At 66.1% G+C, this 14,847-nt stretch carries 12 protein-coding genes and 1 pseudogene; 4 read left to right on the top strand and 9 right to left on the bottom strand.

Annotated features, from left to right (window positions below; genetic code table 11):
* Window positions 1–6: 6 nt before the first annotated feature.
* The 4 genes from FK267_RS12020 to FK267_RS12005 form a co-directional block, all read right to left on the bottom strand.
* Window positions 7–786 (bottom strand): carboxymuconolactone decarboxylase family protein, encoded by a 780-nt coding sequence (locus FK267_RS12020; RefSeq protein WP_141407343.1) that lies wholly within the window; start codon window positions 784–786, stop codon window positions 7–9.
* Between the two features lie 97 nt (window positions 787–883).
* Window positions 884–1,201 carry a type II toxin-antitoxin system RelE/ParE family toxin gene (locus FK267_RS12015; protein ID WP_075379452.1) on the bottom strand — a complete coding sequence of 106 codons (318 nt, stop codon included), beginning with the start codon at window positions 1,199–1,201 and terminating at the stop codon, window positions 884–886.
* Window positions 1,191–1,460 (bottom strand): type II toxin-antitoxin system prevent-host-death family antitoxin, encoded by a 270-nt coding sequence (locus FK267_RS12010; RefSeq protein ID WP_075374854.1) that lies wholly within the window; start codon window positions 1,458–1,460, stop codon window positions 1,191–1,193. Before FK267_RS12010 ends, FK267_RS12015 begins: the two co-directional genes overlap by 11 nt.
* Window positions 1,461–1,508: 48 nt before the next feature.
* Complete coding sequence (locus FK267_RS12005) at window positions 1,509–4,022, bottom strand: glycoside hydrolase family 3 protein (RefSeq protein ID WP_198498097.1); 2,514 nt, start codon at window positions 4,020–4,022, stop codon at window positions 1,509–1,511.
* A gap of 175 nt (window positions 4,023–4,197) precedes the next feature.
* Here FK267_RS12005 and FK267_RS12000 point away from each other — a divergent pair.
* Window positions 4,198–5,201: pseudogene (locus FK267_RS12000) on the top strand (alpha/beta hydrolase).
* 66 nt (window positions 5,202–5,267) lie between these two features.
* On the opposite strand, the gene FK267_RS11995 reads toward FK267_RS12000, so the two are convergent.
* From FK267_RS11995 to FK267_RS11985, 3 genes are all read right to left on the bottom strand, one after another.
* Window positions 5,268–6,584: an ATP-binding protein gene (locus tag FK267_RS11995; RefSeq protein ID WP_282958440.1), complete on the bottom strand. Its 1,317-nt coding sequence runs from the start codon at window positions 6,582–6,584 to the stop codon at window positions 5,268–5,270.
* 163 nt (window positions 6,585–6,747) lie between these two features.
* Window positions 6,748–7,428 carry a response regulator transcription factor gene (locus tag FK267_RS11990; protein ID WP_075379455.1) on the bottom strand — a complete coding sequence of 227 codons (681 nt, stop codon included), beginning with the start codon at window positions 7,426–7,428 and terminating at the stop codon, window positions 6,748–6,750.
* Window positions 7,425–8,561, bottom strand: a complete 1,137-nt coding sequence (locus FK267_RS11985) for a sensor histidine kinase (RefSeq protein ID WP_141407341.1) — start codon at window positions 8,559–8,561, stop codon at window positions 7,425–7,427. Before FK267_RS11985 ends, FK267_RS11990 begins: the two co-directional genes overlap by 4 nt.
* A 193-nt stretch (window positions 8,562–8,754) precedes the next feature.
* Here FK267_RS11985 and FK267_RS11980 point away from each other — a divergent pair, with 193 nt between their 5' ends.
* Genes FK267_RS11980 through FK267_RS11970 form a run of 3 tightly spaced genes read left to right on the top strand, consistent with a single transcriptional unit; the run spans window position 8,755 to window position 12,053 of the window.
* On the top strand, window positions 8,755–9,738 hold the full coding sequence (locus tag FK267_RS11980) for an ABC transporter ATP-binding protein (protein WP_075379457.1): 984 nt from the start codon (window positions 8,755–8,757) through the stop codon (window positions 9,736–9,738).
* Between the two features lies 1 nt (window position 9,739).
* Window positions 9,740–10,882 carry an ABC transporter permease gene (locus tag FK267_RS11975; RefSeq protein WP_141407340.1) on the top strand — a complete coding sequence of 381 codons (1,143 nt, stop codon included), beginning with the start codon at window positions 9,740–9,742 and terminating at the stop codon, window positions 10,880–10,882.
* Entirely contained in the window at window positions 10,869–12,053 is a 1,185-nt protein-coding gene (locus tag FK267_RS11970; protein WP_232622414.1) for an ABC transporter permease, read from the top strand. Before FK267_RS11975 ends, FK267_RS11970 begins: the two co-directional genes overlap by 14 nt.
* Before the next feature lie 100 nt (window positions 12,054–12,153).
* On the opposite strand, the gene FK267_RS11965 is transcribed toward FK267_RS11970, so the two are convergent.
* Together FK267_RS11965 and FK267_RS11960 are read right to left on the bottom strand one after the other, a co-directional pair.
* A complete protein-coding gene (locus FK267_RS11965; protein WP_075379460.1) occupies window positions 12,154–13,020 on the bottom strand; it encodes a hypothetical protein in 867 nt (288 codons plus the stop codon).
* A gap of 450 nt (window positions 13,021–13,470) precedes the next feature.
* Window positions 13,471–14,316, bottom strand: coding sequence for an SHOCT domain-containing protein (locus FK267_RS11960; RefSeq protein WP_232622415.1), 846 nt, complete (start codon window positions 14,314–14,316; stop codon window positions 13,471–13,473).
* Between the last annotated feature and the right edge of the window lie 531 nt (window positions 14,317–14,847).

Below are 14,847 nucleotides of genomic sequence, written 5' to 3'. Positions count from 1 at the left end.
CGCCTCTCAGCGGTAGGCCTCCGAGGAGGAGTTCTCGTCGTAGCGGGCCACGAGGACCAGGCCGGACAGGGCGTAGGGGCCGCCGATGTAGGGCATGACCTGGACCAGGGCGGCGGCCACCTTCTGGCGGGAGGAACCAGCCCGGATCGCTCCGGCCACGTGCGGGCGCAGCTGGGTGGTGGCGCCGATGGCGGCGATGGCCACGAGGCTGATGAGCTCGCGCTGGGCGACGTCGAGGCCGCCGCGGGTGGCGAAGTCACCGAAGGCGGAGGAGGTCAGCAGGTGGGGCACGAACTCGTCGAAGGGCTCGGGCAGGGCGGAGAAGACCTCCTTGACCTCGTTGCCGTACAGCGGGGCCTGGATGGCGGCGCCGGCCTGCTCGCGGGCACTGGGGTCGGTGGCGTCGACGGTACCGGCGTTCTCCAGGGGCAGGGAGATGCCGTTGGCCTCGAAGACCCCGTTGGCGATGTCGATGGCATTGAGGGTCTTGGGGAAGCCGATGTAGGGGGCGCACTGGTAGATGGTCTCGCGCAGCTGGAGCGGGCTGGCTCCGATGTTGAGGGCGGCCCCCACGTGGGCCTGCAGCTGCGGGAGGGTCTGCATGGCGGTCAGGGCGGTGATGGTGAGCAGCTCGCGCTCGACGTCGGTGAGCACGCCCGTGGAGAAGGCCTCATCGAAGATCCCGTTCTGGAGGATGTCGAACAGCTCGGGGTCCGTGGGGTGAGGTTGGGGCTCCACCCCGAACAGCCTGGTGAAGGTCTCACGTGCTTGAGGTGTCAGCGCCATGAAGGGGCTCCTTACGATGTGTGGGTGGCTCCTGCTGAGCATGTCACGTTCAATGCCCCAGCGACAGGCCCCAGCAGTCCTCCCAGAGCACGGGATCTCAGCCACGCCGGACGAGCACAGAAACCCAGTCCTGCCGAGTATCGAAGATCCGATCCACCCGAATGAAGTGCTCTTCAATACTGTAAACAGCCAACAGACGACCAGCCACAACATAGCGACTGTCAGTTGGCGTGCCAACAACAACATCCAACCTACTCCCGGCCAACGGGTAGCTACGAGTCCCTTCGACCGCCTCAAGCAGGGCATCCACCTGCTGAAACGCTAAGTCCGGGTCGCCGGAGGTCTCAACCGTGAAATCCCAGGCCTCATCAAGATCAACGAGAGCATCAGTGGAGTAGACGATCTCAGCACTCATGGGCGGAATCCCGCCGTGCGACGAAGTGCGCACGCACGTCTGCAGCACTAACCCACCCTTGCTCCTCACCAGAAATCCGACCCGCCTCGACCTCTCGGAGGAGACGACGACCAGCCTTAATGCGGTCATAGTCCTTCATATCGAGAAGGACGTACCTCCCATGACCATTCTTGGTGAGGAAAACAGGCGAGCCCTCTGCAACATCCTTAAGAACGTCGGTGTAGCTCCTCAGATCTGATACTGGCTTGATCGTCGGCATCACACCCCCCCGCTGCTGAATCCTTCGATTAATTCTACAGCACGAGCATCAGGATGTCGAGATCGTGGCTATCCTCCAGGCCGCGCGGATGACCCGGGCAGCCTGCTTCTCGAGCTCGCCCCGCGTCAGGGCCACGCCTCCGCCTTCCGCCGCGCTCCGGTCTCCCGTGCCACGCCCTGCGCTCCCCCGTTCCAGGGCCGCCAGGAGGTCCTCCCGGTCCGTCTCGCCTCCGGGCATGAAGAGCTCGTTACCTGCCTTGATGGTGGCGGCCGCGGTGGCACGCGGGTGCTTCATGTCGCTGCGGGTCATGCCGTCGACGACCCAGTCGGTCATGACCAGTCCGTCGAAGCCCCACTCCCGGCGCAGGATCACCTCGAGCAGCTGGGCTGACTCGGAGGTGTGGACGCCGTTGATGAGGTTGTAGGAAGTCATGACGGCGGCGGGGCGGGCCTGGCGCACGCAGATCTCGAAGGCGCGCAGGTCGAGGTCGCGCAGGGCTCGGGGGCTGACCCGACTGTTGGAGTTGAGGCGATTGGTCTCCTGGTTGTTGCAGGCCAGATGTTTGATGGTCACGCCCCGCCCCGGGTGGGACTGGACCCCGTGGGTGATGGCGGCGGCGATGCGTCCGGCCAGCAGCGGGTCCTCGGAGAGGTACTCGAAGTTGCGTCCGCACAGGACGCTGCGGTGCAGGTTGAAGGCGGGGGCGAGCCAGAGGTGAATGCCGAAGCGCTCCATCTCGGCCCCGACGACGTCGCCGAGTTGTTCGGCCAGCGCAGGGTTCCAGGACTGGGCGAGCGCAGTGCCGATGGGGATGGCGGTGGCGTACTGCTCACGGATCTCGGCGGGTTCGCGGGGTTCTGGCTCGTCGGCGATGCCGAGGGCCTCACGTCCAGCGTCGTCCATGAGCTCGAGGAAGGTGGCGGGCAGGCTGGAGTCGCCCAGTGAGAAGGGGCCCTCGGCGTCGACGCCGTAGGTGGGAGCCAGGCGCAGGCCGGCGGGCCCGTCGGCCATGATGATGCTGGGCAGGCCGGGGATCCGGGTGGTGGTCTGGCCCGCCGCGCCGATGACGGTGGTGGAGGCGGCCCCGACGATGGAGCCGGACTCCTCCCCGCGGCGGTAGTCGCCCAGGACGGAGCGGATGAGCTCATTGTCGGAGAGCCCCCGGGCCAGGGTGTGAGCCTCGCTGAAGCCCTCCAGCGCGGACTGCTCGTCGGGCTCGGCGTGGTCCGGCAGGCGCAGGTCGGTTGGGTCGACGGTGAGCACCGGCAGGCCGGCCGGAATGTCGAGGGACGTCGGCCCCTCGGGCTTCCAGTCGGTGAAGCCGGGCTCCCCCAGGTCACCGGTCAGGTGTCGCACGGTTGCGTCCTGGGCGAGCTCGACGACGGTGACGGGACTCAGCTGCCGGCTGGAGGTTCCCGCCCGCAGCAGGTAGCGCCTGGCCTCCAGGACCGTGGCACGGGAAGCCTCGTCGTAGGAGGCCAGGTCGGTCAGATCGACGTCGACGGTGATCCGTGCCGTGGCGCCGGGGGTGATCTCGTCGGTCTTCGTGAAGCCGGCCAGCGCCTGGAGGGGCTGGTCGAGGCGTCCGGCCGGGACACTGGCGTAGACCTGGATGGTCTCCTTGCCCGAGTAGCCGCCGGTGTTGGTGACGTCAACGTCGATGCTCACGCGGGCGCCGTCGAGGCTCACCTGGCGGATCTGGACGTCGAAGGTCGTGTAGCCCAGGCCGAATCCGAAGGGGAAGAGCGGCTCCTTGCCGGTCGAGTCGTAGAAGCGGTAGCCGACGTAGATGCCCTCGCGGTAGTGAGTGTCGTCCGGGTCGCCGAAGTCGCCGATCTGGTCGTCCTCGTCCCAGGCGGCCCAGGTGGTGGCGAGTTTTCCGGAGGGGTAGGCCCTTCCCAGGAGGACGTCGGCGAAGGCGTCGCCGACGGTCGCGCCGAGCTGGGAGAGCAGGAGGATGTTGGCAACGTCGCCCAGCGGGCTGAGGTCGACGACGCCGCCCACGTTGAGTACGAGGAGGAACCGCTCGAAGCGCCCGTTGAGGTCGAGAATGTCGCGGATCTCGGTGTCGGTGAGTCTGAGGTCTCCGGCCTCGGGGATGCGGTCACTGCCTTCCCCGGAGGTCCGGGACAGGACGTAGACGGCTGCGTGCGGGTCGGTGCCGGCCTGGATATCGAGGGGGATCGTGTACTCCGGCTCGGGCATGACCGAGCCCATGCCGACCATGATGGCGGGGACGCCACGCTTGGCGGCCTCGGCCCTGATGCCGGCGATGAAGTCCTGATGGGCCCGCAGACGGATACGGTCGTAGGCCTCCAGCCAGGGCCGGGAGACGATCGTGAAGCCGGCTGCCTCCAAGCCCTCCTCGATGGTGGTGACGTGGCGGGAGTTGACGTCTCCGCTGCCGGTTCCGCCCTTGATGGTGTGCCGCGCACCGGAGCCGAACAGGGCGATCTCGCCCGGCTCAGCCAAGGGGAAGGCGCCATTGGAGCGCAGCAGCACCATGCACTCGGGGGCGAGAGCGCGGACGGCGGCGAGGTGGTCGATCTCGTAGGTTTCCATATCGCAGTCTCCTGTTGTCATGCCGACGGCTCAACCACGTGCCGGCCTCCGCACTGAGTGAACGAGCTGGATTCACCCCATCATCGCGGCGTTCTGATACCTACGATAACGGAGCAGACACCGGATCCGGAGATGTTGCCGGAGAGCACTCGGGGCTCTGCGGAGTGGAGGAATCATGAAGGCACCCAGGAGACTCAGCGGGAGCAGGATCGCCGTCGGCGCAGCCAGTGTGAGCCTGACGGTGGGGCCTTCAGCCTTTACTCCCGCAAGCGATATGGCCGCTCGGCCGCGGCGAGCCTGGCGGAGTACGGCATCCGGCCGGTCAAGACACTGGCGGCCCGCATTCCGATGACCGAGCGGATCGCGCGTCTGGCCGACCACCCCGAGCCGGCCCGCACCGTCACCTTCCCGGCCTGGGGTCGCTTCTTCTACGACCTGGAGCGGAGCGAGGACTCCGGCATGCCCGTCTATCACGTCCGCCAGCGGACGCCGTCGAGCGCGGTCATCGTCTACCTGCACGGCGGCGGCTACATCTCCACGGCGGTCTCGGCGCACGCCTGGCTGGTCGATCACCTGGCCCGCAGGACGGGGGCCGACGTCGTCATGCCGCTCTACCCGCTGACGCCCCACCACACCTGGTCCGAGGCGCACCGGCTGGTGCTGGACCTCTATCGGCGCACGGTCGCGGAGAACCCGGGGAAGCGGATCGTCCTCATGGGAGACAGCGCGGGTGGGGGCCTGGCGGCGGTCATCGCCCTGTCCCTGGCCGAGGCCGGTGACGCCCAGCCCGATGAGCTCGCACTCATCTCGCCCTGGGTCGACATCACCAACACCAACCCGGATATCGCCGACTACGTAGACGCCGACCCGCTCATGGCTCCCGAGCCCCTCGCCGAGATCGGCCGTTCCTGGGCGGGCGATACCCCATTGACCGATTGGCACCTCTCCCCCATCTACGGCGACCTGTCGGGCCTGAAGAAGGTGACGACCTTCGTGGGGACCCGGGAGATCTTCCTGCCGGACAACGCGCTCTTCCACGCCAAGCTCCTGGAGGCCGGCGTGGACTCGACGCTGCACGTCGGCGAGAGCCTCAACCACGTCTACCCGATGTTCCCCACCCCGGAGGGACGCCGGGCGCGCCGAGACCTCGTCCGCATCGTCACCGGTGAGCTCGCCTAACCACATTCGATGACCACCACTGGCCGTCAAGTGTGGCGGCAATCGTCGTGACATGACAGTGCGAAATCAGGGACTCAAAGCCTTCAGGGGGAAGGTCACAGCGCCATCGGGAAGCATCATCGTGGGACCGTCCGCAGTAACAACAGCCCTGAACTGTGGGAGAGGTGTCCGCGTCGTGTCGATATCTCCGACGAACGCCGCCAGCGAGGACTGAGCCGCAGGAATCTGCCTCTGTCCCAGCTTGACCTCGAAGGCGGCCCACCGCCCGTCATCGAGCTCGACAATGACGTCCGCTTCTCTGCCCGACTTATCCCGGAAATGATAGATGTGACCGCCCAGTACCTCAGCGAAGACCCTCAGGTGCTGCACGACCAGCGACTCGAACCAGAACCCGGCCGTCTCCAGGTCCTGCATCAAACGCCCCGGCGAGGTCGCGGTCACTGCCGCAGCCAGCGCGGGATCAACGAAGTGCAGTTTCGACGACGTCCGCACCGCATAGCGAGACCTCAAATGAGGAGCCCAGGCCGGCTGCTCCTCGACGACGAACAGGCGCTTGAGGGCGTTCACGTAAGCGATCGCCGTCTCTCCGGACAACGATTGTCCGGAGACATCCTTCGCGATGGTGGCGAAAGAGGCTTCCGTCGAAATATGCCGGGCGAGAGACCGTATGAGGGCACGCATCCTCAAGGGGTCCCGGCGCGGCTCACCATCGAGACGGCCGATATCGATACTGATGATGTCATCGATATATTCCCGCAGATGACGTTGTGCCTGAGAAGTCGTCAGATCACGATCCCCGGGCCACCCTCCGTGGACCAGCTCGTCAAGGACCTCGGCCACGCTCGTTCCCGAGACCAGCACAGGTTCGGGAGCCTGACCATCGAACAGTCCCGCAAGTGAGACGCTTCCATCGCCGAGACCACGCTCGAACAGAGTCATCAGACGCATACGGATTCGCGATACCCGATGTGCGCCTGAGTGGCGGGCAGCATCCTCAACCGGGACGGAGGATCCGGTCAGGAGGAACTGACCCGGACGCTGACGTGAGTCGATCTCTCGACGCACCAGATTCCACAGGGAGGGCTCGATCTGCCACTCGTCAATAAGACGCGGGGCCTCCCCGGCCAGAATCAGGGACGGGTCGACCTCCAGGGCCGCGCGCAGCTGCGGCAGCCCTGAGTCGAGGGCCACCTCGGAGGAGGCGTGCCGGCGGCCGGTCATGGTCTTGCCACAGGCCCGCACTCCCTCGAGGAGGACGCCTCCCGAGTAGCCGAGCGAGTCCTGGACGACGTGGTCGACAACCCGCGGCAGATAGCCGTTCTGACCCACCAGTTCTTCAGCCTCTCTTGCAGGATCCGGCCTCGATCCGGATGTTGGCGCCATTCTAATCCCCTATGTGGCGCCCATCCAGTCCGGCATGTGGCGTCGTTTCGATCCGGCATGTGGCGTTTACTGACCAGGTGAACACGAACTGGCTCACTCACCGGAGACACGTCATCGACGGTGAAGAACTCATCCAGGTCAAGACCGCGCGTCTTGGCCCGGCTCACCCAGTCTGGGCGGAGCGGTAGTACATGACCGCGACCTGGGTGCGGTTGCGCAGGCCGAGCTTGGCCAGGATCGCGCTGATGTGGTTGCGCACCGTGCCCTCACTCATGAACAGCCGCGCCGCGGCCTCGGCATTGTCCAGACCCTCGGCCACGGCCTCGACCACCTCGTACTCGCGGTCGGTCAGGGCTGCGAAGGCGGTGCTCCGCAGATCCTTGGTGGACGGCCCCGGACCCTCGCCGGCCTGCCCCCGCCCTCCGGTGGGCCCGCCGAGTCCCATGGTGGTGCTGCGCTCGAGCACCTCCCCCTCCAGAACGCAGACCCCGGCCATGACGGAGCGCAGCGCCGGGGCGACCTGGGCGACGTCCTGCTTGATGAGGTAGCCGCGCGCTCCCATCTTGAGGGCACGCACGATGTACTCGTCGTCGGAGAAGGTGGTGAGGAAGACGATGCGCGCCCCGGCGTCCTCGGCCAGAATCTGCTCGGCCGCGCTGAGCCCGTCCCCGCCGGGCATCTGGATATCCATGAGGAGGATGTCGGGGGTCAGCTCCCGGTAGCGCTCAGTGGCCTCGGGTCCCGAGCAGCCCAGGCCGACGACCTCGACGTCGTCCTCGACCGACAGGATCGTGGACAGGGACTGGGCGACGAGCGCGTCGTCGTCGACGATGAGGACCCTCATGATGCTCCTTCTTTCCCTTGTCCGTCCTTGGGGATCGTGGCGAAGACCGTGAACCGAGGTCGCGGGGTGATCCGCACCCGGCCGCCCAGGGCCTCGACCCGATCCGTCATGGAGCGCAGGCCCAGGCCAGAGCCGCCGCGACCGTCCACGGCCGGCTCCCCCTCGACGGGGACGATGCCGTCATTGTCAACGGTCACCTGCCAGAACGCAGGGTAGTCGGTGACGGCCACGCGGGCCGAGCGGGCCCCGCCGTGGCGGGCGGCGTTGGTCAGGGCCTCGCGCACCACGGCGACGACGCAGCGCGCCACCGCCGGCGGGGGCTCGACGTCGGTGGAGCAGTCGACGCTCACCGAGTCGATGCCGCAGCGCGAGCCCAGCAGGTTGAGGGAGGTGGCCAGCTCCTCGCCGTCGTCGGACAGGGCGTGGACGGAGCGGCGCATGGAGTCCAGGGCCTCGTCGAGACCGGCGTCAAGGGTCGCGAGGTCGGCGACGACGCCGGGCTCCTCACGGTGGACGACCTGGAGGGCCTTGACCTGCAGCAGGAGGCGGGTGAGGAGGTGGCCGACGCCGTCGTGGATCTCGCGGGCGATGCGGGTGCGCTCGGACAGGGCGGCGGCGCGCAGCTCGTAGTCCTGGGCCTGGAGCAGCTGGGCGTTCGTGTCCTGAAGGGTGAGGACCTTCTCACGCAGGTCGTCGCGCACCACGTGCAGGCTCCTTCGCGCCGCCTCCTCCTGGACGGTGCGCAGCGCCAGGAGGGCCGCGAGCGCACAGAACACCAGGGCCAGGGCCAGCACGGGAGTGTCCCGAACCCGGGCGGCAACGGCGGCCACGAAGGGAATGCAGGCGGCTACCGCCGTCATTCGCGCACGCCGGGTCGTGAGCGCACCGAGGCGGGCCAGGACGTAGACGACCAGCGGCGCCCCGGTCACGGAGTCCGTTGAGAGGGCTCCCACCAGGAGGTAGGCGGCCGGCGCGGCGATCCCCCACTGTCGCTGGTCGGTGCTCATGCTCAGGCCGGCGATGGTCACGGCCGCGATCAGCCAGATCACGGCGGCCGTCTTCACCTGCCCCACGAGCAGGACCAGCAGGAGGCAACCGCACAGCAGTGCGCCTTTGTCGGCCAGAACCTTCACCCCTCGATTATCGGTCGGTGGCCGGCGCTCGTGGGCCCGGCATGCCGTTAGGGAACTCGTTCCGGCATCTCATGACAGAAGTCATGGGGGCCGGCCGCAGTCATGACAACAGGCACTTCTGAGCGCCACCGCGCCCCGCGACCATGGATGCCATGAGCCGGGGACCACCGGCGGAACAAAGGAAGGAGCCGAGATGGACGGCGAGGATGAGAGCCACGAGGCGGGCCTGGCGGTGGAGGTCGACTCCCTGGTCAAGCGCTATGGGGAGCTGGTCGCGGTGGACGGACTGTCTCTGACGATCCCGCGCGGTCAGGTGCTGGGGCTGCTCGGCCCCAACGGCTCGGGCAAGACGACGACAATCAGCTGCATCCTTCAGCTGCTCACCTACGACAAGGGCTCGATCCGCGTCTTCGGTGAGCCGATGACGCCCACCTCCTACGGTCTCAAGCGTCGCATCGGCGTGGTGCCTCAGGATGTCGCCGTCTTCGATGAGCTCACGGTGGCGGAGAACGTCAACGCCTTCTGCGCCCTCTACGTGCGCGACCGCGCCGAGAGGCGCAGCCTGGTGGCCGAGGCGATCGCCTTCGTCGGCCTGGAGAAGTTCGTGAGGTTCAAGCCCAAGAAGCTCTCCGGCGGCCTGCTGCGCCGCCTCAACATTGCCTGCGGCATCGCCCACGGCCCCGACCTCATTGTCCTCGACGAGCCCACGGTCGCCGTCGACCCACAGAGCCGGGGTGCCATCCTCGAGGGCATCAAGCGTCTCAACGAACGCGGCGCCACCGTCATCTACACGAGCCACTACATGGAGGAGGTGGAGCAGCTGTGCGACCGGATCGTCATTATGGACCGCGGCCGGCAGGTGGCCTCCGGCACCTCCGACGAGCTCAAGGCCATGATCGGCACCGGTGAGCGCATCCGGGTGGAGGTCGTCGACCCCGCCCCGCTGGGCGAGGAGGCCCTGGAGGGCCTGCGCCGCCTGGAGCATGTGCGCACGGCCACCTACCAGGACGGTGAAGCACTCATCGAGTGCTCCCCCGGGGCTCACAACCTCACCGATGTCATGAGGGCACTGGACGCGGCGGGGGCAACCTGCGGCCGGGTGACCTCCGAGCCCCCGACCCTCAACGACGTCTTCCTGGAGATCACCGGGCGGGCCCTGCGAGACGAGGCGGCCTGAGATGTTGACCGTCTTCCTGTACCAAGTGCTCAGGCTCCTGCGAGACCGCGCCCTGCTCGTGTGGACGCTCGGCTTTCCCATCGTCCTGTCCCTCATCTTCATGGCGATGTTCTCCAACTTGGAGAAAGCCTTCGAGGCCACCCCCATGAGCTTCGGCGTCGTCCAGGACGAGGCCTACCGGGCCGCTCCGGGGCTGGACGCCGTCGTGGAGCGCATCTCCGCCGACGACGCCGATCCTCACCTCCTCACGAAGGTCACCCACTCCACGGTCGCGCAGGCCGAGACCGCCGCGAAGCGGGGAGAGACCAACGGGTACCTCGCCATCGAGGGTGACCAGCCCGTGCTGCACGTGACTCAGCAGGGCAACGAGGCCGACACGACTCGGGTGCTGCGAGTGGTCATGGACTCCTACACCCAGAGGCAGGCCGAGTACGCGGCCCTGGCCAAGGCGGGGGCGGCTCCTGAGAAGCTGGCCGCGCTGGAGACCGATCAGGCCTTCACCCGATCGATCTCGGTGACGCCCTCCCCGGTCAAGCCGCAGACCCCCTACTACTTCGCGCTGCTGGCCTTCGCCTGCGGCATGGGGACGACCGTGGCCATGGTGGCTGTGAAGGGGACTATGGCCGTCTCACCGGTGGGCGCCCGGCAGACGCTGGCGGGCCTGCCCCGGTGGAAGGTCCTGACGGCCACGCTTGTGGCCTCCTGGGTGTGCGTGCTGGCCTGCCTGCTCGTCGCCTTCGCCTTCATGGCCGCGGTCGTTCGTGTGGAGTTCGGGCGCCACATGCTCCTGTGCCTCGTGGCGATCGGGGTCTGCAGTCTCATGGCGAGCGCAGCGGGTGCCGCCCTGGGGACGCTGGCCCGCCTGGAGATCGGGATAATCTCCGGCTTCACGTCCCTGCTGTCACTGTTCACCGGCCTGTACGGGCCCGCATCACAGTCCCTGGCCAGCTCCATCGAGCAGCACGCCCCGCTGCTGGCGCAGGCCAATCCCCTGTGGCAGACGGCCCGCTGCTTCTACGGGCTCCTGTACTACGACTCCCTGGCGCCCTTCGCCCGCAGCTGCGCAGTCCTGCTGGGCATGACGTGCCTGTTCCTGACCATCGCCCTGATCCGCGCCAGGAGGATGACCCATGAGCACCTTTAAGACATGTGTGAGAGTTGTGGCCGCTCACCGGCTGTACATCCTCATCTACCTGGTGGTGCTGAGCCTGTTCGGTCTGTTCACCGGGATGGCCAAGTCCGAGGACAGCTCCGATGAGGTCACGGCCGCCACGGCGAGTGTGGCCGTCATCGACCGCGACGGCTCCACGATCTCCCGAGGGGTCAAGGACTACGTCGAGTCCGTCGGTGAGGCTCAGCCGCTTGAGGACTCCAGGCGGGCCCTCCAGGACGCCACCGCGCAAAACCGCATCAGCTACATCCTCATCATTCCCGCCGGTTACGGGCAGAGGCTGAAGCAGGCGGCTCGCGAGGGCACCGAGCCGCCCCGCATGGACACGGTCATCGGGTACGAGTCGGCGTCCGGCGCGCTCATGAATGTGCGCACCGACTCCTACGTGGGGCAGGTCAGCGACTACCTGTCGACCACCACGGACGACCCGGCCCGGGCCGTGGCACTTGCCAAGGAGACGATGAACCACTCCGCCCCCGCGAAACGGATCACCCCGGACGCCACGCCTCTGTCCCACAGCTTCGTCACCTACGCCAGGTTCTCCTTCTACCCGCTCATGGCTTTCGCGGTCGTCACGATCTCCACACTGATGGCGGCGCTGGGGCGCCGGGCGGTGCGCGCACGCCTCGAGGCCACCCCGGTCAGCGGCACTTCCCGCAGCCTTGGGCTGCTGGGCGCGTGCCTCGTGGTGGGGCTCGCCGGGTGGCTGTGGGTCTTCGGGCTGGGAGTGGCGGTCTTCGGCCTGGGCAGCGTGGCGACGTCAGCTCCGTTGCTGGGGGTGGTCGCTGCGGCTGTGGGCAGCTACACGCTCGTGGCGGTCTCGATCGGATTCCTCATGGGGCAGATCGGTCTGGGCCAGCACGCGGCCAACGCGGTCGCCAACATCGGCGGCATGGCCCTGTCCTTCCTGGGTGGGGCGTGGGTGCCCATCGAGTGGCTGCCCGACTCGCTCGCCCGGGCGGCGAGGCTCACGCCCGGCTACTGGGCGGACCGAGCGATCTCCGGGGCGTACGAGGCGACCTCCATGTCCGCCGCCGTCATTGGGCCCCTGCTGGTGGACTGCGGCATCTGCGCCTTGCTCGCCGTCGCGGTCTTCTCCGTCGCCGTGGCCGTGGGGCGCGCCCGGGCCCGGTCGGCGCTGTAGGACACAGGGGCGCGGAGCACCCGTCCCACACGACGTTGGGGCCGGTCACCACCTGGTGACCGGCCCCAAGGTCATGCTGTGCGGGTTCGCGCCACTGTCGTCACTTCACGGCGACGAAGACCTTGTCAGCCAGCAGACCAGGGGTCACCGCGAGAACACCGTCCTGGGCGTTGGCCGACGGCACCGCTCGCACAACATTGCCCGAGATACTCGCTCCCTTGTACAGCACTGTCAGAGAGTCAATGGCATCCGGGGCAGCAACGATGGAGTCGGCAGCGTCAATGGTGACACCGTCCGCTGTCACGAAGTCGACCAGCACAAAGGCAGGTGTTTCTCCGGCCGGGTCGTTGCCGATGTAGGTGGCGGTGTAGTTGATGAGAACGTATTCCTTCCCTTCAGCGGGAGGCTCGTTGAACTGATTGGCCGCGGCGACCTTATCGTCAGCCTTGAAAGTAACCGAGTTAATCACCACCTTCCAGTCCTTGCTGGAGATCTCGGTACGGAGCGGGTAGGGGTTCTCCCGAGTCTTTCCCTGCGCGGAGTCCGCAGCACCCGATCCCCCCGAGTTCGACGATGCCCCACCGGGAGCCGGTGCCGCAGAGACGGTGCTCGTGGAGGAGATGGCCTCATCGACAGCGTTGCCTACAACCACCAGGAAGACGAAGACACCGACGATGGTTCCGACAACCGAGACGATCACCGCGGTGACCGCAGGCCAAACGGCCTCCCCTTTCCGAAAGAGGCCCACCAATCCGACAATGAAGGAGATGGGCAGCAGGATCCAACCAACGATGAGTGCACCAGGGAGGCAGGCGAAGATGAACCCGATGACCGCCATCACCAGAGCGACGATGCCCACGGTGTTGCGCCCCTTCTTCACCGGCGCAGGCGCCTGCTGCATCGGCGCAGGAACCTGACCTTGAGTCGGGTACTGCTGAGGAGGGATGGACTGAGGAGGGTACGACATTGTGGCTCCTGATATTCGACAGTATGCCGAAATGAGATAAACGAACGCAGCGACACCCGCTGCACCACTCATCGTAGCTAGGACTACACCCGGACAGCACACCCAGAGGCGCAGAATTCAGAATTCTTACATTCCAAAATGAACACTAACCTTCCGAATGAAACTCAACCTCATCGCAACCACCGACAGTTTCACATCAGCCAGCAAGTCCGGACGCCCCCATCATCCCCGAGGCTCACTCAGTCACCACTCACGACCCTGCGCCCATCCGGATCGGGGACGTACTTCCTGCACGAAGACTGACTTCTCCTCCAGACCACTGCGGGCGAACCCCAGTGATCTGGAGGGTACGTACGTCCTCGACGACAATCGCAGTCCTCGACAGGCAGACCCGGCCTACTGCAAGGAGGTGGTTCTAAACGTTGGCCGACGACGGCGTGTGCGACAGCCCTAGAGCTTCCCCAGCAGCTGGCGCTTGGCCTCGAGAAACTCTTCATCGTCGAGGAAACCCTCACTGTGCAGCTGAGCCAGGTCGCGCAGACTCGCGGTCACATCCACAGTAGACACGGGTGAGGCACTCACCCTCTGAGCCGGCTCGATCTGACCGGAAGGGAGAGAAGGAGCGTTCGACATCGCGGGCCCACGCCCCAAGGCGGTCAGAACCGAGTTGCCCGCACGCTCCAGGGCTTCGCCCACACTTTCACACTCTCTTTTAACGATAGGGGCACCGACTGTTTTCACTTGATTTGTCAAAGTGTGTATTTTCTTGTCGGTTACAATCGTCAGAACAGACTTTCCTGTCATCATTTTGGCTAGTTGACCTGCGCCAGTGACAGCAAGACCTAGACCACCAGACATCTTCATAAGCCCCGACCCCCCTTTCGCAACAGTCGAAACCCACTTCACCGCAGTACCCGCCATCGCAGCAGCTTCCGCCCCAGACGCAGCACTCGACGACACGCCACCCGCGGAACGCTCCATCGAAATCGATATCATTCTCTCATATGGAGTTGAGCCCCTAACGGACTTGACGGTCACACCATCACCAGGACCAGCCACACGAACATACCCATTCTCGTATATCTCGATCGTCGAGGTCCCGAACACTCCCCCAGTGACTCTGCGCCCGACCTTTCTTTCAACCTCCTCTCGCCGACGACGTTCTTCCTGTATCCGCTCCTCATACCGCCGACGTTGCTCCCACTCACGTTCCGCACGCTGCTGACGCTCCCTCTGACCCGCAGTTATCCGCTCCACAGCAGCATTCTTGACCGCTTGACCCAGCGCATTGAACACCCCTGAACTCTTTGCAGGCTGCCCGACCGAACCAGCCACCTGCCCATAACCCGCCGCACCAGGGTCCCCCGGAACGGAGGAGACATCCTGCGCATAGACACCCCACGCGCGACCATCCCACCATCGTTGCTGGCCCGATCCGTCGTCATACCAACCTGCTGGGGCAGACACCGCCACACCTCCATTGACGTGCTTTATGGGCCTGATCGTAGCACTGTCAACACCCCTCGGGAGAGGCGGGATTGAATAATCCTCCACCCCTTCAATTAACCTCTACTTTTGTCTCTTCCCAAGCGCGAAAGTCGCATACCTTATTGACCTAACAGTGATTTCACAAAGTCTCTTCTGGCACCCGAGAGGAGCACTCCGCCACCCCCACAGGTCACGCAACCGCCACCCCGAATCCAGGCCCCACTGGATCGGGAACGTACTTCCTGCACGAGGACTGACTTCTCCTCCAGACCACTGCGAGCGAACCCCAGTCATCTGGGGGATACGTAAGTCCTCGATGAGAATCGCAGTCCTCGATGG

Source organism: Actinomyces oris, assembly GCF_006546825.1.
Lineage (GTDB): Bacteria > Actinomycetota > Actinomycetes > Actinomycetales > Actinomycetaceae > Actinomyces > Actinomyces oris.
This window is presented reverse-complemented; position numbering and strand designations above follow the sequence as displayed.